Annotated in this window: 26 protein-coding genes; 7 read left to right on the top strand and 19 right to left on the bottom strand. The window is 67.6% G+C overall.

All coding sequences use genetic code 11. The annotated features are described in order from the left end of the window. Positions 1 to 67: 67 nt before the first annotated feature. From dnaK to KF796_09535, 3 genes are all read right to left on the bottom strand, one after another. Positions 68 to 1,996, bottom strand: a complete 1,929-nt coding sequence (dnaK, locus tag KF796_09525; protein MBX3586876.1) for a molecular chaperone DnaK — start codon at positions 1,994 to 1,996, stop codon at positions 68 to 70. Positions 1,997 to 2,073: 77 nt separating this feature from the next. Next, positions 2,074 to 2,646, bottom strand: coding sequence for a nucleotide exchange factor GrpE (gene grpE / locus KF796_09530; protein ID MBX3586877.1), 573 nt, complete (start codon positions 2,644 to 2,646; stop codon positions 2,074 to 2,076). 72 nt (positions 2,647 to 2,718) lie between these two features. Next, a complete protein-coding gene (locus KF796_09535; protein ID MBX3586878.1) occupies positions 2,719 to 3,066 on the bottom strand; it encodes a helix-turn-helix transcriptional regulator in 348 nt (115 codons plus the stop codon). A 121-nt stretch (positions 3,067 to 3,187) separates the two neighbouring features. Here KF796_09535 and KF796_09540 point away from each other — a divergent pair, with 121 nt between their 5' ends. Together KF796_09540 and KF796_09545 are read left to right on the top strand one after the other, a co-directional pair. Next, entirely contained in the window at positions 3,188 to 3,763 is a 576-nt protein-coding gene (locus KF796_09540; protein ID MBX3586879.1) for a carboxymuconolactone decarboxylase, read from the top strand. A gap of 616 nt (positions 3,764 to 4,379) precedes the next feature. Further along, complete coding sequence (locus KF796_09545) at positions 4,380 to 4,760, top strand: RidA family protein (GenBank protein MBX3586880.1); 381 nt, start codon at positions 4,380 to 4,382, stop codon at positions 4,758 to 4,760. Between the two features lie 11 nt (positions 4,761 to 4,771). Here the strand turns inward: KF796_09545 and KF796_09550 are convergent, their stop codons facing one another. The 12 genes from KF796_09550 to KF796_09605 all read right to left on the bottom strand — a co-directional run bounded on the left by KF796_09550 (position 4,772) and on the right by KF796_09605 (position 17,382). Beyond that, positions 4,772 to 5,128 carry an FKBP-type peptidyl-prolyl cis-trans isomerase gene (locus tag KF796_09550; protein ID MBX3586881.1) on the bottom strand — a complete coding sequence of 119 codons (357 nt, stop codon included), beginning with the start codon at positions 5,126 to 5,128 and terminating at the stop codon, positions 4,772 to 4,774. 22 nt (positions 5,129 to 5,150) lie between these two features. Further along, positions 5,151 to 6,326 carry a fumarylacetoacetate hydrolase family protein gene (locus KF796_09555; GenBank protein MBX3586882.1) on the bottom strand — a complete coding sequence of 392 codons (1,176 nt, stop codon included), beginning with the start codon at positions 6,324 to 6,326 and terminating at the stop codon, positions 5,151 to 5,153. Between the two features lie 69 nt (positions 6,327 to 6,395). Next, positions 6,396 to 6,704 carry a helix-turn-helix transcriptional regulator gene (locus tag KF796_09560; GenBank protein MBX3586883.1) on the bottom strand — a complete coding sequence of 103 codons (309 nt, stop codon included), beginning with the start codon at positions 6,702 to 6,704 and terminating at the stop codon, positions 6,396 to 6,398. Positions 6,705 to 6,887: 183 nt separating this feature from the next. After that, positions 6,888 to 7,367 (bottom strand): winged helix-turn-helix transcriptional regulator, encoded by a 480-nt coding sequence (locus tag KF796_09565; protein ID MBX3586884.1) that lies wholly within the window; start codon positions 7,365 to 7,367, stop codon positions 6,888 to 6,890. 64 nt (positions 7,368 to 7,431) lie between these two features. Then, positions 7,432 to 9,150 (bottom strand): tannase/feruloyl esterase family alpha/beta hydrolase, encoded by a 1,719-nt coding sequence (locus tag KF796_09570; protein MBX3586885.1) that lies wholly within the window; start codon positions 9,148 to 9,150, stop codon positions 7,432 to 7,434. Then, positions 9,147 to 9,893 carry an ABC transporter ATP-binding protein gene (locus tag KF796_09575; GenBank protein MBX3586886.1) on the bottom strand — a complete coding sequence of 249 codons (747 nt, stop codon included), beginning with the start codon at positions 9,891 to 9,893 and terminating at the stop codon, positions 9,147 to 9,149. Before KF796_09575 ends, KF796_09570 begins: the two co-directional genes overlap by 4 nt. Before the next feature lie 4 nt (positions 9,894 to 9,897). After that, positions 9,898 to 11,664: a branched-chain amino acid ABC transporter ATP-binding protein/permease gene (locus KF796_09580; GenBank protein MBX3586887.1), complete on the bottom strand. Its 1,767-nt coding sequence runs from the start codon at positions 11,662 to 11,664 to the stop codon at positions 9,898 to 9,900. 1 nt (position 11,665) lies between these two features. Then, positions 11,666 to 12,703 (bottom strand): branched-chain amino acid ABC transporter permease, encoded by a 1,038-nt coding sequence (locus KF796_09585; GenBank protein MBX3586888.1) that lies wholly within the window; start codon positions 12,701 to 12,703, stop codon positions 11,666 to 11,668. An 18-nt stretch (positions 12,704 to 12,721) separates the two neighbouring features. Continuing rightward, positions 12,722 to 13,852 (bottom strand): ABC transporter substrate-binding protein, encoded by a 1,131-nt coding sequence (locus tag KF796_09590; GenBank protein ID MBX3586889.1) that lies wholly within the window; start codon positions 13,850 to 13,852, stop codon positions 12,722 to 12,724. 46 nt (positions 13,853 to 13,898) lie between these two features. Further along, a complete protein-coding gene (locus KF796_09595) occupies positions 13,899 to 14,663 on the bottom strand; it encodes an SDR family NAD(P)-dependent oxidoreductase (GenBank protein ID MBX3586890.1) in 765 nt (254 codons plus the stop codon). A gap of 83 nt (positions 14,664 to 14,746) precedes the next feature. Further along, on the bottom strand, positions 14,747 to 16,603 hold the full coding sequence (locus KF796_09600; protein ID MBX3586891.1) for a feruloyl-CoA synthase: 1,857 nt from the start codon (positions 16,601 to 16,603) through the stop codon (positions 14,747 to 14,749). Further along, a complete protein-coding gene (locus tag KF796_09605) occupies positions 16,600 to 17,382 on the bottom strand; it encodes a crotonase/enoyl-CoA hydratase family protein (protein ID MBX3586892.1) in 783 nt (260 codons plus the stop codon). The genes KF796_09600 and KF796_09605 overlap by 4 nt, the downstream gene beginning before the upstream one ends. A gap of 104 nt (positions 17,383 to 17,486) precedes the next feature. Between KF796_09605 and KF796_09610 the strand changes: the two genes are divergently transcribed. Both KF796_09610 and KF796_09615 read left to right on the top strand, forming a co-directional pair. Beyond that, positions 17,487 to 18,362, top strand: coding sequence for an amidohydrolase (locus KF796_09610; GenBank protein MBX3586893.1), 876 nt, complete (start codon positions 17,487 to 17,489; stop codon positions 18,360 to 18,362). After that, positions 18,359 to 20,194 (top strand): acyl-CoA synthetase, encoded by a 1,836-nt coding sequence (locus KF796_09615; protein MBX3586894.1) that lies wholly within the window; start codon positions 18,359 to 18,361, stop codon positions 20,192 to 20,194. The genes KF796_09610 and KF796_09615 overlap by 4 nt, the downstream gene beginning before the upstream one ends. Positions 20,195 to 20,248: 54 nt before the next feature. Here the strand turns inward: KF796_09615 and KF796_09620 are convergent, their stop codons facing one another. Further along, positions 20,249 to 20,542 carry a hypothetical protein gene (locus tag KF796_09620; protein MBX3586895.1) on the bottom strand — a complete coding sequence of 98 codons (294 nt, stop codon included), beginning with the start codon at positions 20,540 to 20,542 and terminating at the stop codon, positions 20,249 to 20,251. Positions 20,543 to 20,671: 129 nt separating this feature from the next. Between KF796_09620 and KF796_09625 the strand changes: the two genes are divergently transcribed. After that, positions 20,672 to 21,136, top strand: coding sequence for a DUF1203 domain-containing protein (locus KF796_09625; protein MBX3586896.1), 465 nt, complete (start codon positions 20,672 to 20,674; stop codon positions 21,134 to 21,136). 38 nt (positions 21,137 to 21,174) lie between these two features. On the opposite strand, the gene KF796_09630 is transcribed toward KF796_09625, so the two are convergent. The 3 genes from KF796_09630 to KF796_09640 all read right to left on the bottom strand — a co-directional run bounded on the left by KF796_09630 (position 21,175) and on the right by KF796_09640 (position 23,753). After that, entirely contained in the window at positions 21,175 to 21,780 is a 606-nt protein-coding gene (locus KF796_09630; protein ID MBX3586897.1) for a 2-hydroxychromene-2-carboxylate isomerase, read from the bottom strand. A gap of 50 nt (positions 21,781 to 21,830) precedes the next feature. Next, complete coding sequence (locus KF796_09635) at positions 21,831 to 22,838, bottom strand: Gfo/Idh/MocA family oxidoreductase (GenBank protein MBX3586898.1); 1,008 nt, start codon at positions 22,836 to 22,838, stop codon at positions 21,831 to 21,833. Between the two features lie 174 nt (positions 22,839 to 23,012). Next, positions 23,013 to 23,753, bottom strand: coding sequence for a FadR family transcriptional regulator (locus tag KF796_09640; GenBank protein MBX3586899.1), 741 nt, complete (start codon positions 23,751 to 23,753; stop codon positions 23,013 to 23,015). A gap of 138 nt (positions 23,754 to 23,891) precedes the next feature. On the opposite strand from KF796_09640, the gene KF796_09645 reads away from it, so the two are divergent. Together KF796_09645 and KF796_09650 are read left to right on the top strand one after the other, a co-directional pair. Beyond that, positions 23,892 to 24,701, top strand: a complete 810-nt coding sequence (locus tag KF796_09645; GenBank protein MBX3586900.1) for an NAD(P)-dependent oxidoreductase — start codon at positions 23,892 to 23,894, stop codon at positions 24,699 to 24,701. Between the two features lie 4 nt (positions 24,702 to 24,705). Continuing rightward, entirely contained in the window at positions 24,706 to 25,602 is an 897-nt protein-coding gene (locus tag KF796_09650; protein MBX3586901.1) for an SMP-30/gluconolactonase/LRE family protein, read from the top strand. The last annotated feature ends 35 nt before the right edge of the window (positions 25,603 to 25,637 follow it).

The raw sequence follows: 25,637 nt of genomic DNA on the forward strand, positions 1-25,637 counted from the left end.
AGCCGCGCGGGCCAGTGTGGGAGACTGGACCGGCGCGGCGGGGCAATGAGGCGCCTGGCGCCGGTCATCAGCCCTTCTTGACTTCCTTGACTTCGGCGTCGACGACGTTGTCGTCCGCGGGCGCGGCAGACGCGGCTTGCGCGCCGTCCGGACCGGCCGCAGCCTGGGCGGCCTGCATGTCGGCGTACATCTTCTCGCCCAGTTTCTGGCTTGCCGTCATCAGCTCGTTGCTTTTCTCGTCGATCGCGGCCTTGTCCTCGCCCTTGAGTGCTTCCTCAAGGGCCTTGATCGAGGCCTCGATCTTTTCCTTCTCGCCGGCGTCCAGCTTGTCGCCATGCTCGCCCAGGCTCTTGTTCACGCTGTGCACCAGCGCCTCGCCCTGGTTGCGGGCCTGCACGAGCTCGAGCTTCTTCTTGTCGTCGGCCGCGTTGAGCTCGGCGTCTTTCACCATCTTCTGGATTTCTTCTTCCGACAGGCCCGAGTTGGCCTTGATGGTGATCTTGTTTTCCTTGCCGGTGCCCTTGTCCTTGGCGCCCACGTGCAGGATGCCGTTGGCGTCGATGTCGAACGACACCTCGATCTGCGGCGTGCCGCGCGCGGCCGGCGGAATGCCCTCGAGGTTGAACTCGCCCAGCAGCTTGTTGGCGTTGGCCAGCTCGCGCTCGCCCTGGAACACCTTGATGGTCACGGCCGGCTGGTTGTCGTCGGCGGTCGAGAAGGTCTGCGCGAACTTGGTCGGGATGGTCGTGTTCTTGGTGATCATCTTGGTCATCACGCCGCCCAGGGTTTCGATGCCCAGGCTCAGAGGCGTCACGTCCAGCAGCAGCACGTCCTTGCGGTCACCGCTGAGCACCTGGCCCTGGATGGCGGCGCCCACGGCCACGGCTTCGTCGGGGTTCACGTCCTTGCGCGGTTCCTTGCCGAAGAATTCCTTGACCTTGTCCTGCACCTTGGGCATGCGGGTCATGCCACCGACCAGGATCACGTCATGGATGTCGCTCACGCTCACGCCGGCATCCTTGATGGCGGTGCGGCAGGGCGCGATGGTGCGCTCGATCAGTTCCTCGACCAGGGCTTCGAGCTTGGCACGGCTGAGCTTGATGTTCAGGTGCTTGGGGCCCGAGGCATCGGCGGTTACGTAGGGCAGGTTGATGTCGGTGGCGGCGCTGTTGGACAGCTCGATCTTGGCCTTTTCAGCGGCCTCCTTGAGGCGCTGCAGGGCCAGCACGTCCTTGCCCAGGTCCACGCCCTGTTCCTTCTTGAACTCGGCAATGATGTAGTCGATGATGCGCTGGTCGAAGTCTTCGCCGCCCAGGAAGGTGTCGCCGTTGGTGGAGAGCACTTCGAACTGCTTCTCGCCATCGACATCAGCGATCTCGATGATGGACACGTCGAACGTGCCGCCACCCAGGTCATAGACGGCGATCTTGCGGTCGCCCTTTTCCTGCTTGTCCAGGCCAAAGGCCAGGGCTGCCGCGGTCGGCTCGTTGATGATGCGCTTGACGTCCAGGCCCGCGATGCGGCCAGCATCCTTGGTGGCCTGGCGCTGGGCGTCGTTGAAGTACGCGGGCACGGTGATCACGGCTTCGGTGACCGGCTCGCCCAGGTAGTCTTCCGCGGTCTTCTTCATCTTGCGCAGGATGTCGGCCGACACCTGCTGGGCCGAGATCTGCTTGCCGCGCACTTCGACCCAGGCGTCACCGTTGTCGGCGGCCACGATCTTGTAGGGCATCAGGTCGATGTCCTTCTGCACTTCCTTCTCGGAAAACTTGCGGCCGATCAGGCGCTTGACCGCGTACAGGGTGTTCTTGGGGTTGGTCACGGCCTGGCGCTTGGCCGAGGCACCGACCAGCACCTCGCCATCTTCCTGGTAGGCGACGATGGAGGGGGTGGTGCGCGCGCCCTCGGAGTTCTCGATCACCCGGGGGGTGTTGCCTTCCATGACGGACACGCACGAGTTGGTGGTGCCCAGGTCAATGCCGATGATTCTTGCCATTTTGGTTGCTCCTGCAGTATCAGATTCAGATGTGGGTTACTTGTGGATAAGTCAGATCGTTTCAAGCCCGGGGCGCGTCATTTGGGCGCGGCCACGGTGACCAGCGCGGGCCGCAGGATGCGCTCGGCAATCGAGTAGCCTTTTTGCAGCACGCTGACCACGGTGTTGGCTTCCTGATCGGCCGGCACCATGGAAATCGCCTGGTGCTGGTGCGGGTCGAACCTGCTGCCCGCGGTGGGGTTGATCTCCAGCACCTTGTTGCGCTCCAGCGCGCTCTTGAGCTGGCGCAGCGTGGCCTCGGCCCCTTCGCGGATCTGCTCGAGCGTGGCGTCCTGGATGGCCAGGCCGGCCTCGAGGCTGTCGGTGACCGGCAGCAGGCTGTCGGCGAACGACTCCACGGCAAACTTGCGCGCCTTGGTGATTTCTTCCTCGGCGCGGCGGCGGGCGTTTTCGGCCTCGGCCTTGGCGCGCAGGAACTGGTCGGCGAGGTCGGCGTTCTTGGCCTGCAGCAGGGCCAGCTCGGCCTGGGCCGCGCTCAGGGCCTCGGCCTCGTTGGCGGCAGCGGCGGCCTCGAGTTCTTCGGGGCTCATGGGCGTGCCCGGGTCCATCTGGCCGGGCTGTTGGGGGTCTTGGGGTTGGTTCTCGCTCATTCCGGGATAACTTTTGTCTGGTAAGGCTGCAGGGCAGCTTGGGGCCCAGAAGCCCTTTTCAAGACAAGGGCTTCAGATTTCGGCGTGGCCGGCGCTGGCGGCCCACCCCGTGGCCCAGTGGTTCAGGGGCTTGAGGTGGCGCAGCAGGTCGGCGCCCAGCGGGGTCAGAGTGTAGCCGTCCTCACCGGGCGCCAGCAGCTGCGCCTCGCGCAGCTCGCGCAAACGCCCGTTCAGCACCGACGGCGACATGTCGCTGCAGCTGGCGCGCAGCAGCCGGAAGCTCTGGGGGTGGCCGTCACGCAGCTCCCAGAGCACGCGCAGCGCGCCGCGCCGGCCCAGCAGGTCCAGCAGCGCCATCACGGGGCGGCCGGTGGTGGAGCCGCGCACCGGGCGGCCGGGCAGGGGAAGGGGCGAATTCATCAATTTATTGTAGTTGGAGTCCATGTCCAGTGGGCGACATGTGCTACGGAATGCGTAGCGCTAGAGTTGAGTCGCTACGGATTCCGTAGCGCATAGTGACCATCCATCAAGGACTACCATCATGTTAAATACGAAAAATTCCGCGCAAGGCCCTCGCGTGGCCCCGCTGGAGCCGCCGTTCACCCCCGAGATGCAGGCGCTGCTGACCAAAATCACCCCACCGGCCGCGCCCAACATCCTGGCGCTGTTCCGCACGCTGGCCCACCACCCTGACCTGGCCGAGCGCATGGCTGGCTGGGGCGGCTTTCTGCTGGGCAAGCGGGCCGCGCTCGCGTTGCGCGACCGCGAGGTGGTGATCAACCGCGTCTGTGCGCGCTGCGGCGCCGAGTACGAGTGGGGCGTGCATGTGGCGGCCTTTGGCAAGGCCGCCGGTTTTGACGATGCGCAGAACCGCGCCATTGCCGACCCGGGCGCCGACGACAGCGCGCTCACGCCGCGCGACCGCCTGCTGGTGCAGATGGTGGACGAGTTGCACGACAGCGGCACGGTGGGCGATGCCCTGTGGTCGGCGCTGGCTGAGCTCTGGACGCCACCGCAGCTGATCGAACTGCTGATGCTGGCGGGCTGGTACCACGCGATCAGCTACGTCTGCAATGCGCTGCGGGTGCCGCGGGAGGACTGGGGGGCGCGGTGGTGAGGGGGTTGTCGTCTGGCGCTCGCGCTTCGCGGCAGGGGCTGGGCGGCGGGGGCTCACACTGGGGCGGTGGGCGCTGTGCGCCCACTTCGCTGCGATGCTCACCGCAGGGTCGCACCGCAGAACTCGCTGCGTGCGCTTTGCGCACTCCGCTCAGACAGCTGCGGTGAGTCAGATGACGAAGCGGGCTTTGCCCGCCGACCCCGCGCCTGCGCTTCTCGCCGCCCCAGAGATCGCCTCCGCCGCCCAGCCCCTGCCGCGAAGCGGGGAAGTGGCGTGCCAGCTGTGGGCGTGCCTGCATCGTCTCAGCAAAGGCGTGTGCGCCCGGGCTGGGGTGCGCCTCTGGCGCGCCGAGTAGCGCAGGGCTGGTGGCCGCGCGCGCAGCGCGCTTCGTCCTCTGACTCGTCGTGGTTGTTTGAGCGCAGCGCGCAAGGCGCGCGTAGCGAGTTCCACGACGGGCCGCCAGCCCGAGCAACGCAGGGCAGTCACCGCAACGCGGTGACCGCGCCAGTGAAGCGCCCCGGCCCGGGCGCACACGCCTTTGCCGCGCGCAAACCCGCGTGCAAAAAAACGCAGGAGCCCGCAACCCGGTATTCTCCCGAACCCAAGGAGAAAGCAAATGGCAAGACAACTGATCAGCTCGGGCTCCACCTTCGAGCAGGACATGGGCTACTCACGCGCGGTGGTGGATGGCGAATGGGTGTTTGTGTCCGGCACCACGGGCTTTGACTACAGCACCATGACCATCGCCGACGACGTGGTGGCCCAGACCGAGCAGTGCTTCAAGAACATCGAGGCGGCGCTTGAGCAGGCGGGCTCGGGCCTGCGTGACGTGGTGCGCGTGACCTACGTGCTGCCCAACGCCAAGGACTTTCCGCAGTGCTGGCCGGTGATGCGCAAGTACCTGGGCGAGGTGCGGCCCGCGGCCATGATGATCTCTGCCGGGCTGGCCGACGAGCGCATGCGCATCGAGATCGAGGTCACGGCCCGCAAGCCGTGACCACTGCCACGTCAGTGCGCGTCGAGCAGTTCGACGTCGAACTTGAGCGTGGCGTTGGGCGGGATCACCCCACCGGCGCCACGCGCGCCATAGCCCAGCGCCGCCGGGATGATCAGCGTGCGCTTGCCGCCGATCTTCATGCCGGCCACGCCTTCGTCCCAGCCCTTGATGACCATGCCGGCGCCCAGCGAGAAAGCGAACGGGTCATTGCGGTCCAGGCTGGAGTCGAACTTGGCGCCTTGCGTGCCGTCGTTGTAGAGCCAGCCCGTGTAGTGCACATGCACATGCTGGCCAGCGGTGGCTTGCGCGCCGCTGCCCACGGTGGTGTCTTCGTACTGCAGGCCGGAGGGGGTGGTGATCATGGGGATTCCTTGGGTTCAGGGGTGAGGGTCAGGTCAGCAGGCCGCGCCGCGCAAGGTCGCGCATGAGGGCGCTGACGCCATAGGTCCACGGGGCGACTTCGTCGCAGTGGTGGACACGGTTGACGAGTGTACCCAGCCGCGGCGTGGCCACGGTGACCACGTCGCCCACGGCGTGCGTGAAGCCCTGGTCTGGCCCGAAGCGGTCCTGCGTGGGCGCGAACATGGTGCCCAGGAACAGCATGAAGCCGTCGGGGTACTGGTGGTAGCGGCCCATGGCCTGCGTGGCCAGGTCCAGCGGGTCGCGGCTGATCTGACCCAGCGAACTGGCGCCGCGCATCACAAAGCCGTCGGCTCCCGTGACCTGCATGGCCAGGTCGCAGCGGCGCACATCGTCAATGCCGAAGTGCCCGTCGAACAACCGGATGAACGGGCCGATCGCGCAGCTCGCGTTGTTGTCCTTGGCCTTGCCCAGCAGCAGCGCGCTGCGGCCTTCGAAGTCGCGCAGGTTGACGTCGTTGCCAAGCGTGGCGCCGCGCACCTCGCCGCGGCTGTTGACGGCCAGCACGATCTCGGGCTCGGGGTTGTTCCATTCACTGCGCGGGTGGATGCCCACCTGGGCGCCCGTGCCCACAGCGCTCAGCGGCTGCGACTTGGTGAAGATCTCGGCGTCGGGCCCGATGCCCACCTCCAGGTACTGCGACCACACGCCCTGCGCGATCAGCACTTCCTTGAGCTTGAGGGCCTCGGGCGAGCCAGGCCGCACGCTGGCGAGGTTGTCGCCAATCACCTCGACCACCGCGCGCCGCACGGTCTCGGCGTGGCTCGCGTCGCCGCGCGCCTGCTCTTCGATCACGCGCTCGAGCATCGAGGCCACAAAGGTCACGCCCGCGGCCTTGACGGCCTGCAGGTCGCAGGGGGCCAGCAGCCAGGGCAGGGCCGGGTCGCGCCGGTCATGGGCGGAGTTGGCCAGCACCTCGCGCGTGGAGGCCAGCACGGGGCCGTGCGCCTCACGCACCGCGTCGGCCGCGTCGGGCCGCTCCAGCAGGGCGCTGGCCGTGGGCGCGATGTGCGACAGGTCGTGCAGCCCTTCGGGCGTGGCGCGGACCAGCACCGGGCCCTGGCCCTCCACCCAGACCCGCCCGACCAGCAGGGCCTGTGCGGCGTCATCGGGCAAGGCGGAGTTCAGTTCAAGATGTTCGTGCATGGGGTGGTCTCAGGCAAGAAAAAAGGACAGGGTCGCCTGTCCTTGGGGGTGACGGCCGGCGCCGCCGGCTTATTTCTTCTTGCCCTGGCTGGCGGTCCATTTGATGGCAAAGGCCTGCAGGTCGCTCAGGCGCTTGAGCAGGTCGACGCCACTGGCGGTCACGCTGTAGCCTTCGCTGCCATGGCCCACGAGGCCGGCTTCGCGCAGCTCCTTGAGGCGGGTGTTCAATGTGTTGGGGGTGATGCTGCCCACGCTGTCCTGCAGCAGCCGGAAGGTTTGCGCGTGGCCGTCTTTCAAGGCCCACAGCACGCGCATCGCGTAGCGGGACTCCAGCAGGCTCAGCAACTGGCCGACGGCAACGTTTTCCTTGGAACTCATTCAGGGATCTCCTCTAAGCGCTGGGGCTTCTTCTTCGGGCGGGAAGGGCAGTGTACGCAGGATTTGCTACACAAACAATAGCGGCGCGACTATAGCGCAGTTTGTCCGATGCTACAGGTTTCATAGCTGACAAGGCCCGCCAGCCATGGGCTCCGGGGCAAATTGCGCGAAAAAATGCCCGGTTCAGCGGCCTGTCAGGTAGATTTTTTGCAACAGGCGGATCAGCGTTTTGCTTTCGGCGGCGGTCAGCCGCCCGCCCACTTCGCGCTCGAGTTCGGCCGCCGTGATTTCAGCGTCGCGCATGAGCTTCTGGCCGGCGGCGGTCAGGTGCAGGCCCATGGCCCGGCCGTCGTGCGGGTGCGGGCGGCGCATCACGAGATCGCGCTTCTCGAAGTTGTTGATCATGCCCACCAGGTTGGGCGGCAGCATGCCCAGCGTGTTGCACAGCTGGCGCGAGGTGATGCCGGCGTTGTGCGTGATCAGCGACAGCACCGAGAAGTCCACCGGCCGCAGGCCATACACCGCCATGCGGTCAAGAAACACCTCGATCACCGACAGCGCGGCGCGGCGTGCGTTGTAGCCGATCAGGCTTTCGAGGTAGCTCGCGTCAACTTGCTCGACGCAGGGGGCGGCTTTGCGTGGGGTCATGGTTGGGGCGGGCATTGCGGGGTTCAGGCGGTCAGGGGCGTGAGCATAGCCGCACGCGCCGTGTCATCAGCCATGGATTTCAGCGGCATGCAAAGCTGGCCGCGTCTTCCGGATTGCCGTGGCCCTGGTAGGTGGCGACGGTGGGGTAGGCGCACAGCGGCCTGGTGCGGGTGGCCGGCCATTCGCGGGGCAACTCGGCGTTCGCGCCGCCCGCGTTACCGGCGCCGCGCACGGCGGCCGTGACGGCCTGGGGCGCCACACCGTGCTCCACCCATTCAACCAGCGGTGTGAGCAGGTCAAACTGGTCGGCGGCGGGTCCGCCGCTGCAATGGTTCATGCCGGGCACCGGAAAGTAACGCGCGAAGCCGGCGGCCTGGCCGCCCTGCGCCTTGTCGAGCCGTTCCATCCATTGGCGGGTGTCTTCCGCGGAAAAAATCGGGTCGCTCACGCCGTGAAAGATCACCATCTTGCCGCCGCGAGCCCGCAGGCCCGCGAGATTGACCGGGTTCTCCTGGCCGGGTGGGGTCATCAGCGCCAGGCCGGATTCCGTGTAGGTGTTGTTGGTGGCCGAGAACCGTTGCAGCCGCGCGCTGACATCGTCGGTCAAGGGATCGACCGGGCCCGGCGGAACGCTGAACACGGTGCCCGTTGACAGCGGGTCCAGCGCGAGCGAGTTGATGAATTTCCAGGTGGCCCAGTTGTCACCGGCCACACCGGTGTCGTAGGCAAAAGCCGCGTAAAGCGGCTGACCCGACGAGGTGGCGCCGCCAGCGAACACGCGGGCAATCACCTGCTTCTGGGCAGCGCTCAGGCAGCTGCCGTTGCGGTTCCCCGTGCAGGTGGGCACGTCGGCCGCGACGCTGAATCGCGCCTGGCAGGCCTGGGTGGCCTGCACCATGCCGTCGCGCAGGCCGTCCAGCGCGTCGCACTTGTCGGCGATGGCCTTGGCCATCAGGTGACGCTCGTCGGGCGTGAAGCCGCTGCCCAGGTCGGGCAGCGTGGCATTGGGGTTCATCGGGTGCCTGACGGTCGCGCCCGCGGTGGCCACGGCGTGCCACTGCTGGGCTCCCCACAGCTGGGCGACCGCGGCATTGGGCAGGCGATAGCCGGGGGCGCCCACGAGGTAACCGTCGTACTGGTCGCCGTAGCGGGCGGCGGCCACCATGGCATGCCGGCCGCCGTTGGAACATCCCCCGATGTAGGACCGGTCAGGGCCCTTGCCATAGGCGGCCTGGATCAGGCTCTTGGCCATGGGGGTGAGCTTGCCCACGGCCTTGTAGCCATAGTCGAGGCGGGCTTCAGGCTCCAGGCCGAAGACCGTCGTCTGCCGACCCGTGTGGCCGGCATCGGAACTGATCACGGCAAAGCCCTGCATCAGCGCGCCACCGAGCGGGCCGCCGCCCAGCGCGCCCAGCGCCTCGCGCACGCTGCCGTCCAGTCCGCCGTTGCCCTGGTAGTAGAAGCGGCCGTTCCAGGCGTCGGGCAACCGCATCTCAAAGGCAATGGCATAGGTCTGCCCGTCGGAGCCCTTGCGCTCGTGCATGCGGCCCTTGACCAGGCAGTGGCCGGGCACGGGCCTTGCCCCCTGCTTGAGCGCGCCCGCGGCGACCGGCACGGCGGAATCAAGATGGGTTTGATCAAAGCGGAAGCTGGCTGCCAGGGTGGCGCATTCGCGCAATGGACCGGGCACGGCGGCCTGCAGAACGGGTGGTGCTGCGGTCGGAGAGGGCAGCGTCCCGCAGGCGCTGGCCAGCAGCGCGGCAACGGCGCAGGCGGTGAATTTCAGGGGCCGGTTCATGGGGTCTCCTTCTGGGGGGCCTTGGTGGCGCCCAGGTAAGTCTCGATCACGCGCGGGTCCCCGGCCAGTTCCTGGGCCGGGCCCTGCAGGGCAATTTCGCCGGTCTCCAGCACATAGCCGTGATCGGCCACCTCGAGCGCGGCGCGCGCGTTCTGCTCCACCAGCAGGATGCTCACGCCGGTCTCGCGCAGCTGGCTGATGGTGTGGAAGATCTCGCGAACCACCAGCGGCGCCAGGCCCAGGCTGGGCTCGTCGAGCATCAGCACCTTGGGGTCGCCCATGAGCGCGCGGCCCACGGCCAGCATCTGCCGCTCGCCGCCCGACAGGGTGCCCGCCAGCTGCGCGCGGCGTTCCTTGAGCCGGGGAAAAATCTCGTAGACCTTCTCCAGGCCGCGGCGCCACTGGCGCTGGCCCAGCCGCATCCGGCGGTAGCCGCCCAGCACCAGGTTGTCCTCGACGGGCATGGTGCTGAACAGCTCGCGCTTCTCGGGCACCAGCGCCAGGCCCATCATCACGCGTTCCTCAAGGGTGGTCAGCGCGATGGGCTGGCCGTCAAAGCGGATCTCGCCGCGCGCCGGCAGCACGCCCATCAGCGCATTGAGCAGGGTGCTCTTGCCCGCGCCATTGGGGCCGATGACGGTGACGACGTTGCCGCGTGGCAGCGACAGGTCCAGGCCGGTGAGCACTTCGGCCTTGCCATAGCCCGCGTGCAGGCTTTTGACTTCAAGGAGGGGGCTGATCATGGTTTCAGTGCTCCGTGCCAAGGTAGGCGGCGCGCACGGCCGGGCTGGCCTGCACTTCGGCCGGGGTGCCTTCCATCAGGCGGGTGCCGAACTCCATGACCACGATGCGGTCGGTCAGGCCCATCACGAAATCAATGTCGTGCTCCACCAGCAGGATGCTCATGCCCTCGCCCTTGAGCTGGCGCAGGATGTCGGCCAGCGCCTGCTTCTCCTTGTGCCGCAGGCCGGCGGCCGGCTCGTCGAGCAGCAGCAGGGCCGGGTCGGTGCACAGGGCGCGCGCGATTTCCATGAGCCGCTGCGGGCCGAGCGCGAGGTTGCCCGCCAGTTCATGCATGTGGTCGGCCATGCCGATGCGCGCAAGCTGGCGCTCGGCCTCGGCGAACAGCTGGCGTTCCTCGGCGCGGTCCAGCCGCAGCATGGCGCGCAGCGTGCCCGAGCGCGTGCGCAGGTACCCGCCCAGGGCCACGTTCTCGAGCACCGTCATCTCGGGGATCATCTTCACGTGCTGGAAGGTGCGCGAGATGCCCCGGCGCGCAATGCCGCGCGAGGGCAGGCCCGTGATGGGGGCGCCGCGAAACTTCACCGACCCGCTGGTGAGGCCGAGCACGCCGGTGATCAGGTTGAAGGTGGTGGACTTGCCCGCGCCATTGGGGCCGATCAGGCCCACGATGTCGCCCGCGTTGATGCCAAAGCTCACGTCGTTCACGGCCACCAGGCCCCCAAACTCCTTGCGCACCTGGTCGACCTCGAGCAGGGCTTCACCGCGGGCCGGCTTGCCGCGCAGCGGCAGGGGCGCTGCATGGGCCCAGTCGCGCACGCGCGGGCCGGCGGGCAGCCAGCGGCCCACGAAAGTCCACAGGCCATCGGGCGCGTACTTGAGCACCACCACCAGCACGATGCCAAACACGATGGTTTCAAAGTTGCCGCTGGTGCCGATCAGCTGCGGCAGCAGCACCTGCAGCTGGTCTTCCACGATGCGGACCACCGCCGAACCCAGGAACGCGCCCCACACATTGCCAATGCCGCCGAGCACCGCGATGAACAGGTACTCAATGCCCTTGCTGATGGAAAACGGCGTGGGGTTGACCGTACGCTGGAAATGCGCAAACAGCCAGCCCGACACCGCCGCCAGCACGGCCGCGGTGATGAAGGCCACGAGCTTGTAGCGCAGCGTGGAGATGCCCATGGCCTCGGCCATGGTGGAGCCGCTCTTGAGCGAGCGGATGGCGCGGCCCGGCCGCGAATCGAGCAGGTGCGTCACGGCCAGGGCGGCCAGCAGCGCCAGCACCCAGATCACGCCGTGCAGGCCGCGGCCGGTGCCCAGGTCGTGGCCGAACAGGTGCAGCGACGGGATGCCCAGCAGGCCGTCGTATTTGCCCAGCCACTCCATGTTGGCCATGGTGTAGTTCAGTGCCAGGCCCCAGGCAATGGTGGCCAGCGGCAGGTAGTGGCCCGACATGCGCAGCGTGACCAGGCCCAGCAGCAGGGCCGTGACCACCGCAATGCCCACGCCGGCAAACAGCGTGAGCCATGGCGACACGCCCATCTTGGTGGCCAGAAAGGCCGCGGTGTAGGCGCCAATGCCCACAAAGGCCGCCTGACCGAACGAGGTGAGCCCGCCCACGCCCGTGAGCAGCACCAGGCCCAGCGCCACCATGGCGTACAGGCCGATGTAGTTGCTCTGCGTGATCCAGAAATCGGGCACCGGCAATGCCGGCAGCACCAGCATGAACAGGGCGAAAAGGGGAAAGGTAAAACGGCGCACCACCATGTCAGTGTTCCTCGCTGTGCGGGTCGCGCAGGGAGCGCCACAGCAGCACCGGCAGGATGGCGCTGAACACGATCACTTCCTTGAAGGCGCTGGCCCAGAACGAGCCAAAGCTCTCCAGCAGGCCCACGCCCAGCGCGCCCACCAGCGCCAGCGGGTAGCTGGACAGGCCGGCAAACACCGCCGCCACAAAGCCCTTGAGCCCGATCAGGAAACCGGTGTCATAGAACACCGTGGTGGTGGGCCCGATCAGCAGGCCCGACAGCGCGCCAATGAAGGCCGCCATGGTGAACGACAGGCGCCCCGCGCCAATGGTGGAGATGCCCATGAGCCGCGCGCCCAGGCGGTTGACCGCCGTGGCGCGCAAGGCCTTGCCATACAGCGAGCGCTCGAAGAACAGCCACAGCGCAATGATGAGCGCGATGGACGCAAAGAAGATGATCACCGTCTGCCCGCTCAGCGTGACCGGGCCGATCGAAAAGCGCGCGTCCCAGAAGCTCGGGTTGCGGAAACCCTCGGCGCCAAAAAAATAAAGGCCCAGGCCCACCAGCGCAAAGTGGACACCGACCGACACGATCAGCAGCACCAGCACGGTGGCGTCGGCCAGCGACTCATAGGCCAGCCGGTAGATCAGCGTGCCAAACGGCGTGACCAGGGCCAGCGTGAGCAGCGCCTGCGCCACAAGGGGCAGGCCGCGCGGCGCGGCCCAGAAGGCCACCAGGGAGATGGCCACGGGGTAGGCCAGCGTGCGCAGCACGGTGCGCGCGATGCGCCCCGCGCCATGCTGCAGGCGAACGCCGTTCCACACATCGGAAACAGCCACCGCGCCCGCCAGCACCAGCAGGAACCACACGGTGCCCGGCACCTTGCCGGCCTGCAGCAGCGCCAGCGTGAGCGCGCCAAACGCAACGAACTCGCCTTGCGGGATGAAGATCACCCGCGTCACGGCGAACACCAGCACCGTGGCCAGGGCCAGCAGCGCGTAGATCGCGCCGTTGGTCAGGCCGTCCAGCGCCAGGATGCTGGCAATCGAAAAGTCCATTGCGTGAGGCTCCGCGCTTTACTTCTCGACGACGAACTTGCCGCCCACGACCTTCATGAGCACGCCGGTTTCGTCGGTGTAGCCCCAGTGGTCGTCCTTGGTCCAGTTCATCACGCCATGCGAGAAGATGGTGCGGCCCATGGTCTCGATGCCGTCACGCAGCGCGGCGCGGAACTCGGGCGTGCCGGGCTTGGCCTTCTTGAGCGCGCCGGGCAGCACTTTCTCGAGCACGATGGCGGCGTCATAGGCGTGGCCGGCAAACTGGTTGCGCTGGCCGGCACCCATCAGCGCTTCGTACTTGGTCACGAAGTCGATCGAGGCTTTCTTGGACGGGTGGCTGTCGGGCAGCTGCTCGGCCACCACGGCCGGGCCGGAGACCACATAGGCGCCTTCCACGTCCTTGCCACCGATGCGCACCAGGTCGGGCGTGGCGGCGGCGTGCGTCTGGTAGACCTTGCCCTTGTAGCCGCGCTCGATCAGCGCCTTGTGCGGCATGGCGGCGCCGGAACCCGAGGCCACCACCAGCATCGCGTCGGGGTTGGCCGAGACCAGCTTGAGCGCCTGCGGCGTGGCGCTGGTGTCGGTGCGGGCGAAGCGCTCCACGGCCACCACCTTGATGCCGGCCTTGGCGGCGCGGGCTTCAAGTTCCTTGAGCCAGAGTTCGCCGTAGGCGTCGGTGTAGCCCAGGAAGCCCACGGTCTTGACGCCGCTCTTCACCATGTGCTCGATGATGGGGTGCGCCATCACGCCAAAGCCCTGGGGCAGGCGGAACAGCCAGTGGTCCTGGCCGGGCGGCACGCCCACGGGCGCGGCCGACAGCTGCACCGTCTTGCCTTCGGCGATCACCGGGGCCATGGCGGCCGAGGTGGCCGTGATGCACGAGCCGATGATGATGTCCACCTTGTCTTCGGTCAGGAAGCGGCGGGCATTGGTCACGCCCTTGCCCGGGTCGGTGGCATCGTCCAGGATGATGAGGTTGATTTTTTCGCCGGCGATGGTCTTGGGGAACAGCTTGAACTGGTTCTGCATCGGGATGCCCAGGCCCGAGCCGGGGCCGGTGAGGGCGATGCTGACGCCGACGTTGACGTCGGCCATGGCCGAGCCGGCCAGCAGGATGGTCATGGCGACCAGGGTTTTCTTGAATTTCATGAATGTCTCCTAGGGTCTTGGGGGGTCTAACGGCGGGAAAAAGGGGTCAGCGCGGCGCCATGCGCAGGGCGCCATCGAGCCGGATCACCTCGCCATTGAGGTGGGTGTTGGTCACGATGTGGGCGGCCAGCTGGGCAAATTCCTCAGGCTTGCCCAGGCGCGGCGGGAACGGGATGCTGGCGGCCAGGGAGGCCTGCACCGGCTCGGGCAACTGCTTCATCAGCGGCGTGGCAAACAGGCCGGGAGCGATGGTGCAGACGCGGATGCCGTGCTGCGCCAGGTCGCGCGCCATGGGCAGCGTCATGCCGACCAGCCCGCCCTTGGAGGCGCTGTAGGCCTGCTGGCCCACCTGGCCGTCATACGCGGCCACCGAAGCCGTGAACATCATCACGCCGCGCTCGCCGTCCTCCAGGGGCGCCAGTTTGGCGCACTCGGCGGCAAACAGGCGGCTGGCGTTGTAGGTGCCGACCAGGTTGACGTTGATGACCTTGGCGAAGTCTTCCAGCGGCGCCGGGCTGCCGTCCTTGGCGACCACGCGCCTGGCGGTCCCGATGCCCGCGATGTTCATGAGAATGCGGGCCGGGCCGTGGGCCGCGGCGGCGGCGCCCATGGCGGCCTGCAGGCTCTCGGTGTTGGTGATGTCACACGCAAAGGCCGCGCCGCCGATCTCGGCCGCCACCTTCTGGGCGTTGGCAAGGTTGACGTCGAGAACGGCCACTTTGGCGCCCAGCCGGGCCAGCTCGCGCGCGGTGGCCTCGCCAAGGCCCGAGCCACCGCCGGTGACGAGTGCCGCTTGTCCCTGGATGTTCATGGTGAGAGGTCCTTTTTGCTATGAAAAGTAGAGCATGAAGTGGCCGCCGGTCCTGGACTCCAGGCCTTTTTGGCTTGAAACCGTCATGCCGAGGGCTTCAGGATGGTGTGCAGCGTGCCGTCGTGCAGGGCGGCCACCGTGTCGGCCCGGTGCGTGAGCACCGCGCGCTGGTTGATCGAGCCCTTGTCGGTGACTTCGCCGCGGTCGATGGTGGGCGGCTCCGACAGCAGGCACAGCCGCGCGATGCGGTTGGCGCTGCCGGTGGCCGTCTTGGCCAGGTCGTCCACCAGCTGCTGGAAGCGCGCCAGCACGGCCGGGCTGTTCAGCACGTCGGCCATGGGCGCGCTGGCGTCTAGCCCGCTGAGCGCGCGCACCGCGGCGCTGGGGAACACCATGGCGCCGACTTCCTTCATGTTGATGCCGGTGAGCACCACGTCCTGCACATAGGGCGCGCCGGCGGCGATGATCCTGGCGCGCATCGGGCCCACGCTCACGAAGGTGCCGGTGGCGAGCTTGAAGTCCTCGGCAATGCGGCCGTCAAACTTCAGGCCCAGGTGCACGTCGGTCTCGTCGATCCACTTCACCGCGTCGCCAGTGCAGAAGAAGCCTTCTTCGTCAAAGGCTTCGGCCGTGGCCTCGGGCGCGCGCCAGTAGCCGGGGGTGATGTTGGGGCCCTTGTAGCGGACCTCGGTCTTGCCGTCGGTGTCCACCAGCTTGAGCTCCAGACCCGGCGTGGGCACGCCCAGGTCGCCGGCGTTCACGTTGGGGTTGGTGATGAAGATGGCAAACGGCGACGACTCGGTCATGCCCAGCCCGGTGCCCATGACGATGCGCTCGCCGATCTCGCGCTCCTGCGACTCGTACAGGCTGTCCCACACCGGCTGGGCCAGCGCCGCGCCGGCATAGAAAAACATGCGCACGCGCGACAGCAGGTTGCGGCGCAGCGCGTCGTCGGTCTTCATGGCCAGGGCAATGGCCTCGAAGCCCGTGGGCACATTGAAATACACCGTTGGGGCGATCTCGCGCAGGTTGCGCAGGGTCTCGGCCATCAGCGCCGGCGTGGGCTTGCCGTCGTCGATGTACAGCGTGCCGCCGTGGAACACCACCATGCCGAAGTTGTGGTTGCCGCCAAAGGTGTGGTTCCAGGGCAGCCAGTCCACCAGCACGGGCGGCGCCTCGGCCAGCACCGGCATGGACTGGGCCATCTGCTGCTGGTTGGCGCACCACATGCCCTGGGTGTTGATGACGGCCTTGGGCAGCTTGGTGGAGCCGCTGGTGAACAGGAATTTGACGATGGTGTCGGGGCCCGTGGCCGCCATGGCCGTGTCCACCGCACTGGTGGCGGGCGTGGCGGCGAGGTCGCTGAAACGCGTGCTGGCCCGGCCATCAATGCTGCCCTGGGTCAGCACCACTTCGGTGTCCGCACCCACGGTGGCGGCGATGGCGCGGGCGTAGCGCGCGCCATCGGCGGCGAAAACCAGGCCCGGCGTGGTGGTCTTGAGCACATGGCGCAGCTTGTCAAAGTCCTGGCTCACCAGCGAGTAGGGCGGCGACACGGGCACATACGGCACGCCGGCCACCAGGCAGCCCAGGGCCAGCAGGGCGTGTTCCAGGTCATTCTCGGACAGGATGGCCACGGGCCGCTCGGCGCTCAGGCCGCGGTCGATCAGCCCCTGGGCGATGCTGCGGGCCTGGCGCCAGGCGTCGGCCCAGCTCAGGTGCTGCCAGTCGCCGGTGCTGCCGTCGGCCAGCCGGGCGCGGCGCGCCATGAAGGTCTGGTCGGGCACGGCCTGCGCCCAGTGCTTGAGGCGGTCGGTCATGCGCGCGGGGTGCGCGGCCAGCGCCTGGTCGGCGCGCAGGTAGCGCACGCCGGGCGCGCCGTCGCGCAGGGCCACGCGGGTTACGCCAAAGGTCAGGGGGCGGAATTTGGGGCTGCTCATGCCTTTTGCACCTTGGCCGCGCGGCCGTCGAGGAAGGCCCGCACGCGGTCCTTGGCTTCAGGCGCGCTTTGCACGATGGCGGCCATCATGGCTTCGGTGAAGAAGCCCTGGTCGGCCGGCTGCTCGGCAATGCGGGGCAGGGCGTGCATCAGCGCGTAGTTGGTCAGCGGGGCGTTCTGCGCCACGCGGCTGGCGATCTCATAGGCCTTGTCGAAGGCCGTTCCGGTGGGCACCAAGTACTGCGCGATGCCGATGCGCTCGCCGTCCTGGGCGTTGTAGACGCGGCCGGTGAGCATCATGTCGGTCATGCGGGCCACACCAATCAGCCTGGGGATGCGCACCGAGCCGCCGCCACCCACAAAAATGCCGCGCGAGCCTTCGGGCAGCGCATAGAACGTGGATTCGTCGGCCACGCGGATGTGGCAGGCGCTGGCCAGCTCCAGGCCGCCACCCACCACCGCGCCATGCAGCGCCGCGATCACAGGCACCGGGCCGTACTGCACGCGCTCCAGCGCGGCGTGCCACATGCGTGAGTGGTGCATGCCCTGGCCCGCGTCGCGTTCCTGCAGTTCCGACAGGTCCAGGCCGGCGCAGAAATGCTCGCCCTCGCCGTCTATCACCGCGGCGCGCACGGTGGCGGGCATTTGCTCGAAAATGTCCCGCAGGGACAGGATCAGCGCGTCGTTCAGGGCGTTGCGCTTGCTGCCACGGGTCAGCCGGACGACGGCAATGTTGCCGTTCTCGCCGGTGATCTCCAGGCTGATGTGGGGTGAACTCATGATTGCCTTTCTGTCCAGGATGGATTATTGTTATGAATCATAATCAATTCAATCCGTCCAAGCGACTCATTGCTTGGTGTTTACCCTGATTACCGGAGACCCTCTTGGACTACAAAAACCTGGTCGCCATCGACATCCACACCCACGCCGAGGTCAGCTGCTGGAACCCGTTTGACAACTACGGCGAGGAATACGACCGCGCCGCCGACAAGTATTTCCGCAACAGCCGCCGCCCCACCATCGAGGAAACCATTGCTTATTACCGCGAGCGCAAGATCGGGCTGGTGATGTTCACGGTGGACAGCGAGTCCAAGCTGGGCCGCCGCCGCATCCCCAACGAGGAGATTGCCGAAGCCGCCAGCAAGAACAGCGACATGATGATGTGCTTTGCCAGTATCGACCCGCACAAGGGCAAGATGGGCGCGCGCGAGGCGGAGCGGCTGATCAGGGAGCACAACGTCAAGGGCTTCAAGTTCCACCCCACGGTGCAGGGCTACCACCCCTACGACAAGATGGCCTGGCCCATCTACGAAGTGATCAACGCGCACAAGCTGCCGGCCATCTTCCATACCGGCCACAGCGGCATTGGCTCGGGCATGCGCTGCGGCGGCGGCCTGCGGCTGGAGTACAGCAACCCCATGCACCTGGACGACGTGGCGATCGATTTCCCCGACATGCAGATCGTCATGGCCCACCCCAGCTTCCCGTGGCAGGACGAGGCGCTGAGCGTGGCCACGCACAAGCCCAATGTGTGGATCGACCTGAGTGGCTGGAGCCCCAAGTACTTTCCCAAGCAGCTCGTGCAATACGCCAACACCCTGCTGAAAGACCGCATCCTGTTCGGCTCCGATTACCCGCTGATCACGCCCGATCGCTGGATGAAGGACTTTGAGGACGCGGGCTTCAAGCCCGAGGTGATGCCCGGCATCCTCAAGGGCAATGCGGTGCGCCTTCTGGGGCTGGACGCGGAGACGGCGTGAGCGGGGCGACCCTGCGCAGCCTGGCCGACATCCAGGCGCTGGAACGCCTGCCGCGCGAGCAGGCCATGCCAGCGGCCACCACCTGGGGCCTGATTGCCGCGGCCGCGCAGCGCCACCCGGAGCGCGTTGCGCTGCGCTACCTGCCCGATGCGGACCTGCGGCGCGCCGCGCGCGATGTGCGCTATGCCGAGCTGGCCGCCCAGATCCAGCGCGCGGCCAATGTGTTCCGCGCCATGGGCGTGGGGCCCGACGATGCGGTGGCCATCCTCGCGCCCAACATCCCCGAGACCCAGTTTGCGCTGTGGGGCGCACAGCTGGCGGGCAAGGCCTGCCCCATCAACTACCTGCTGCAGCCGGACCACATCGCGGCGCTGCTGGCGGCATCGGGCGCCAAGGTGGTGGTGGCGCTGGGCCCCAACCCCGAGCTGGACCTTTGGCCCACGGTGCAGAAGGTGCTGGCGCTGCACCCGCTGCCGGTGCTGCAGATCACCGTGGGCGACCACGCCGCACCCCATGTGCCGGTGCTGCAGGAGGCATTGGCGCAGCAGCCCGGCACGCTGAACTTCGACCCCCAGCTCACGCCCGACCGCGTGGCCGCGTGCTTTCACACTGGCGGCACCACGGGGGCCCCCAAGCTGGCCCAGCACACCCATGGCAACGAGGCGCACACCAGCTGGTTTGCCCACCGCTATTACGGCTTTGACGAGAACACGGTGGAGGTCAACGGCTTTCCGCTGTTCCATGTGGCGGGCGCGTTTGTCTATGGCCTGTCACTCCTGGCCATTGGCGCCATGCAGGTGCTGCCCACCCTGGCCGGCATGCGCAACCCGGCCTTCGTCAGGAACTACTGGAAGTTCTGCGAGCGTGAGCGGGTGAGCGCGCTGGCCTGCGTACCCACCATCATGGCCACGCTGATCAACCAGCCGGTGGATGCCGACATCAGCAGCATCAAGGTGGCCTACACCGGCGGCTCGCCGCTGCCCACCGAACTGGCCGCGCAGTTTGAGGCGCGCCTGGGCATTGCGGTGCGCAACATTCTGGGCATGACGGAATGCGCGGGGCTGGTGTCCATTGAGCCCGCGGGCGCGCCGCGCGTGCCAGGCTCGGTGGGGCTGCGATTGCCTTACACCGAGGTGCGCGTGGTGCCCTGGCGCGACGGCAAAGCGCAACTGGCTGAGGACTGCGCGCCCGGCACCACCGGCGTGGTGATTCTGCGTGGCCCGCATGTGAGCCCGGGCTACACCGACGCGGCCCGCAACGCCGGCATGTTCGAGGGCGGCTGGCTGGTCTCGGGCGACCTGGGCCACCTGGACGCGCAGGGCTACCTGCACATCACAGGCCGGGCCAAGGACGTGATCATCCGCGGCTCGCACAACATCGACCCGGGCCTGGTGGAAGAGGCCTTCCTGGCCCATCCCGCCGTGGCCCTGTGCGCCGTGGTGGGCGAGCCCGATGCCTATGCGGGCGAGTTACCCGTGGCCTTTGTGACGCTCAAGCCTGGCGCGGTGTGTGACGCCGCCACGCTGCTGGCCGAGGTGGCACCCCATGTGTATGAGCGCCCCGCCACGCCCAAGCGGGTGACGGTCATTGAATCCATGCCCGTTACCGCCATCGGCAAGATCTACAAACCCACGCTGCGCCTGCGCGCCATCGAGGCCAAGCTGGCCGAGATGCTGGCCGATGTGCCGGGCACGGCCGTCCGGGGGGAGGAGCGCGGCGGCACGCTGTCGGCGGTGGTGCAGCTGGCTTGTGCGCCCGATGCCGCGCTGCAGAAGCAATTACGGGAACGGCTGGCGGCGATTGCGGTGCCGGTGGCGTTTGTGTTTGCTTGAGTCTGCCCATGGCCGGGCCCTGCTGTCCGCAGATGCGCGCCGGCAAGCCCGTCGCTATCCGGGACCGAGCAATTCCGCCAGTCGTGTCACCACCCAGGATGCTTCAGCGCCACTCACCGCGGCGTCCGCGCTGGTCAGCCCGGTTTCCATGGTTTGAAGCACCTCGCCCCGGGGCCTGCCAGTCTTGAACTGGAGGGCGCTGGCCTGTTCCACCAGCATCTGCGCCAGGTCTTCGCACAGCTCGTAGCGCTCGCGCACCAGGGCGATGGGCTCGGTCAAACGGCCCGCGGGTGAGCTGAACAGTGCGCAGAACGATGGCGGCACTTCAATCTGGTTGGAATCTTCCATGGCGCAAGGTTACCGCGCCGACGAGGAGACGGCGGGAAGCCAACCGCGTGTCCGATTCTGGCGCGCGCCGGGCGCGGGCAAGCGGTCCAATGGCGGCTGTTCCAACACAACAACCTGCCAGGAGAGTCCATGAAACTTGCTGTTCAAGGCATACCCAGCGAAGCAGCGCGCCAGCTGCAGGCCGGCGGCATCGATGCCAACGGGCAACCGCCCTTGCGGCGCACGGCCGAAGGCCCGGCCAATCCGTGCCGGCATTGCCTGCAATTGATCGCGCAGGGAGACGAGAAGCTGGTCCTCTCGTACCGCCCCTTTGCCGCGGCGCAGCCCTACGCCGAGACCGGCCCCGTCTTTCTGCACACCCACAACTGCGAGCGCTATGTCTCTGACCAACTGCCCAATTGGTTCGCCTACCTGGAGCCCGCCATTATTCGCGGCTACGGGCACGACGACTGGATCAGGTACGAAACCGGAGCCGTCGTCCCGGGCAAGAACCTGACCGCCGAGTGCCAGAAGATCCTGGCCCATCCGGAGGTGGCCTATGTGCACATCCGTTCCAGGTTCAACTGTTTCCAGTGCCGGGTAGACCGGGGGTAAACCGCCTGCGCCGCAGGGCCGGCCTGATCATCTCTGACTCACCACCCGCCGCGCTCCAGCCATTCCTCCAGAAGCTCGAAGGTCTGCACTCCCCAGAACGGCTCCCCGTCCACCACCACGGTGGGTGAACCAAAAACACCGGCCTTCAGCGATGCATCCACGGCACTGCGCAGCAGGCTGCCGGCTTCGTCGCTGGCAATGCCGGCGCGCAGCCAGCCGGCATCCAGCCCTTCGGGCAGTGGCAGCGCCGAAATCGCATCGGCCGTGGACAGGTCCTGGCCTTCCGCCCAATAGGCCTTGTACAGCGCATGCGCCAAGGGCGCCGCCAGGGCAGGGCGGTGGTGTTTGACGTAGTGAAAGGCGCGGCCAGCGGCGCGCGGGTCCATCACCGGGTCGTCCAGGTCGCGCTTGAGCACGATGCCGTGGCGGCGCATGTAGCGCTGTGCATCGCGGCGGATGTAGTCGCCCTTGAGCGGTGTCTCCAGCAGCGGCTTCAGGCCCATCACCTTGAGAACCGACACGCCCAGCAGCATGGCGTGCCACTGCACCGTGCGGCCATGGCGGCGGGCAATGTCTTCGATGCGCAGGGACGCAAAGTAGCCAAAGGGGGAAATGAAGTCAAAGTAAAAATGCAGCGGGGTCATGGCGCCTAGCGTAGCCGACGCCGTGCATTCAGGCCAACCGGCTCGCGCACTCACGCCAATGAGACGGGTCGCCCCTGTGACGCCACCATGGCATCGATCAGCCGGTGCACCGCCAGCGCCGAGCGGCCCGACACCGCGGGCCCGCGGCCTGCGCGGATGGCCGACACAAAGTCTTCAATCACCGCGCGGTGCGGGCCATGGTCGAACGCCATCAGGTTGGCGCCCGAACCGGTGGCCTGTTTTTCGCCCACGCGCGTGGTGCTGCCGTCGCGCATGTGGACAGTGAGCTCACCGGCCTCCAGCGTGGCGCTGCCCAGGGTGCAGTTCAGCGCGATGCGCTCGTTGAAGCCGGGCCAGGCGGCGGTGGTGGCGTCAATGCTGCCCAGGGCGCCGTTGGGGTAGCGCAGCATGGCTGTCACGGTGTCTTCGCATGCCATCTGGTGCACCGGGCTGGTGGTGGTCAGGGCCGTGACCTGCGCGGGCAGGCCGGTCAGGCTCATCAGCAGGTCCAGCGTGTGGATGGCCTGGGTCATGAGCACACCGCCGCCGTCGCGCGCCAGCGTGCCGCGGCCCGGCTCGTCGTAATAGCTTTGCGGGCGCCACCAGCGGATGCTGGCCGATGCGCCGGTCAGGCTGCCCAGCGTGCCGCCAGCCACCAGGCGCGCCAGCGCCTGCGAGGCCTCGCGCATGCGGTGCTGCAGCATCACTGCCAGCTTCACGCCGTGGTGCTCGCAGGCCTGCACCAGCGCCTGTGCCCGGGCCAGGGTGGTGTCCAGCGGCTTTTCCACCAGCACATGCTTGCCGGCCTGCGCGAGCTGCTGCGCGATGTCCAGGTGGGTGTTGGGCGGTGTGAGCACCAGCGCGGCTTCCACCGAGCGGTCTTGCAGCACGTCCTGCAGCTCGGTGGTGGGGCGTGTGCCGGGTGGCAGCGCCAGCGCGGCCAGGCGTTGCGGCGTGCGGGCCACGACCCAGGCCAGGGCCACCTGGTCGCGCAGCTCGTGCAGGGCCAGCAAATGGGGTGCGCTGGCCTGGCCCGCACCCACCACGGCCACGCGCATGAGCGGTCGGGTCACGAGGGGCGTTGTGGCGGTTTGATGCCGTTGGCCTTGATCACTGGGGCCCATGTTTCGACCTCGGTTGTCCGGAGTAGAGTCTGACAATTGGCAAATTGATCAGTCATCGTACAACATGACGGGCAATCCAGGATTCAGGAAATTCCCTGATGCTGCCGCTCAGAGGTTCTTGCGAAGCCGTTCGCGGCTGTTGGACAGATGGGTGCGCATGGCGGCCCGCGCGGCCTCGGCATCCTGGTTACGGATGGCGTTGTAGATGCTTTCGTGCTCGCCATGCACGCGCTGCAGGTAGTTCAGCCGGCCTTCAGGTGCATTCTGCGGCGTGTTCACCCGGGTGCGCGGGATGATCATGGTCCCCAGGTAGGTCATGAGGTCGGCGAAGTGCCGGTTGCCGGTGGCGCGGGCCACTTCCACGTGGAACTGGAAGTCCGACGGCACGGCATCGGAGTCGGCCTGGATGGAGTCCTGAAAGGTGCTCAGCGCGGTCGCCATGGCGGCCAGGTTCTCGGCGCTGCGCCGCTGGGCGGCCAGGCCTGCCGCCTCGGTTTCCAGGCTGATGCGCAGCTCCAGCACCGAGATCACGTCGGCCACGGTGGCAAAGTCGGCCGGCGCAATGCGGAAGTTGCCGGCGTTGGCATTGGCGATCACAAAGGTGCCAATGCCGTGACGCGTTTCCACCAGGCCCGAGGCCTGCAGCTTGGACAGCGACTCGCGCACCACGGTGCGGCTCACATCAAAGCGGGCCATGATTTCGGCCTCGGTTGGCAGCTTGTCGCCAGGGGTGAGCTGGCCGTCGCGGATGCTGCCAGCCAGGGCCTCGACGATCTCGCCCACCAGCCCGCGCGGGCGCCGCGTGCGGGGCGATTCACGCGGGGGTGGGGCGGTCAGTTGCGGGTCCATGGGGTCGGCTCAGGGTTTACCTCAGGGGCAAGGGCACGGGAAAGGCTTGACAACGCAATCCAGCTTACTAGAATTTCTAGTTGTCAGACAACGTATGACTTGTATGTTAATTGATGCCCTTGAATGTTGCAAGCACCCATGAGCCTTCCCTCCCACAACACATTGCTGATGACCGGTGCCGCCGGTGGCCTGGGCCAGGCGCTGCGCGGGCGGCTCAAGGCCAATTGCGCGGTGCTGCGCCTGTCGGACCGCGCGCCGCTGGGCGAGGCCGGCGCCAACGAGGAAATCGTGCTGGCCGATCTGGCCGACGCCGCCGCGGTGAACGCCATGGTGCAGGGCGTGGATGCCATCGTTCACTTGGGCGGCGTGTCGGTGGAAGGGCCGTTTGGCCCCATCCTTCAGGCCAACATCCTGGGGCTGTACCACCTGTATGAGGCGGCGCGTGTGCATGGCGTCAAGCGCATCGTGTTTGCCAGTTCCAACCACGTCACCGGCTACTACCGTCAGGACGAAACCATTGACGCCAGCGCGCCAGCGCGCCCGGACGGCATGTACGGCCTGAGCAAGGCCTTTGGCGAAGACCTGTCGCGCCTTTACTTTGACCGCCATGGCATCGAGACCGCCTGCGTGCGCATCGGCTCTTCCTTCCCCGAACCCAAGGACCGCCGCATGCTCGCCACCTGGCTGAGCTTTGACGACCTGCATCGCCTGATCACCGCTTGCCTCACCACGCCGGTGCTGGGCCACAGCATCATCTTTGGCATGTCGGACAACGCCGTGACCTGGTGGGACAACCGCTGCGCCCGCCACATTGGCTATGTGCCGCAAGACAGCTCCGACGCGTTTCGCGATGCCGTGCATGCGCGCACGGGCGCTCCCGACCTGAACGACCCCGCCGCCATCTACCAGGGCGGCGGCTTCGTCAAGGCCGGGCCTTTTGGCTTTTGATGCCATGACGCTGGCCGTTGAACTGGTGGTGGACGCGCGCAACGCCGTGGGCGAGAGCCCGGTGTGGCTGGAGGCCGAGCAGGCGCTGTACTGGGTGGACATCCCGGCGCGGGCGCTGTGCCGCTGGCAGGCCGCCACCGACGCCGTCACCACCTGGCTCGCGCCCGAGATGCTGGGCTGCATCGCGCGCACCGGCCAGGCCGGGCAGTGGCTGGCCGCGCTGGAAACCGGGGTGTTTGCCCTGCAGCCCCTGGCCGATGGCCGGTTGACCAGTCGGCGGCTGGCGGGCGTGCGGCATGCGCAACCAGGCATGCGCTTCAACGATGGGCGCTGCGACCGGCAGGGGCGTTTCTGGGCCGGCACCATGGTGATGGACATGGGGCTGGCGTCGTCCGCCGGCGCGCTGTACCGCCACGACGCACAGGGCCTGGTGCCGGTGCTCGGCGGCCTGGTCACGCCCAACGGCCTGGCCTTCAGTCCTGACGGCCGCACCATGTACCTGTCGGACTCGCACCCCTCGGTGCAGAAGGTCTGGGCCTTTGACTACGACACCGCCACCGGCACGCCCACCAACCGCCGCGTGTTGGTGGACATGACCGCCCACCCCGGCCGGCCCGACGGCGCCGCCGTGGACGAGGACGGCGGCTACTGGATCTGCGCCAACGACGCCGGGCTGGTGCACCGCTTCACGCCCCGGGGCCAACTGGACCGCTCGCTGGCCGTGCCCGTGAAGAAGCCCGCGATGTGCGCCTTTGGCGGCGCGGGGCTGGACACGCTTTTCGTGACGTCCATCCGCCCGGCCGGCGTGGACTTGTCAGATCAGCCGCTGGCCGGCGGGCTGTTTGCGCTGCGCCCCGGCGTGCGCGGCTTGCCCGAGCCCGGGTTCGCCTTCCCCGTGTGATTTTTCAGTGCCATTTCCCTTACCAACGCAGATCC

This window comes from Ramlibacter sp., from assembly GCA_019635435.1.
Lineage (GTDB): Bacteria > Pseudomonadota > Gammaproteobacteria > Burkholderiales > Burkholderiaceae_C > JAHBZM01.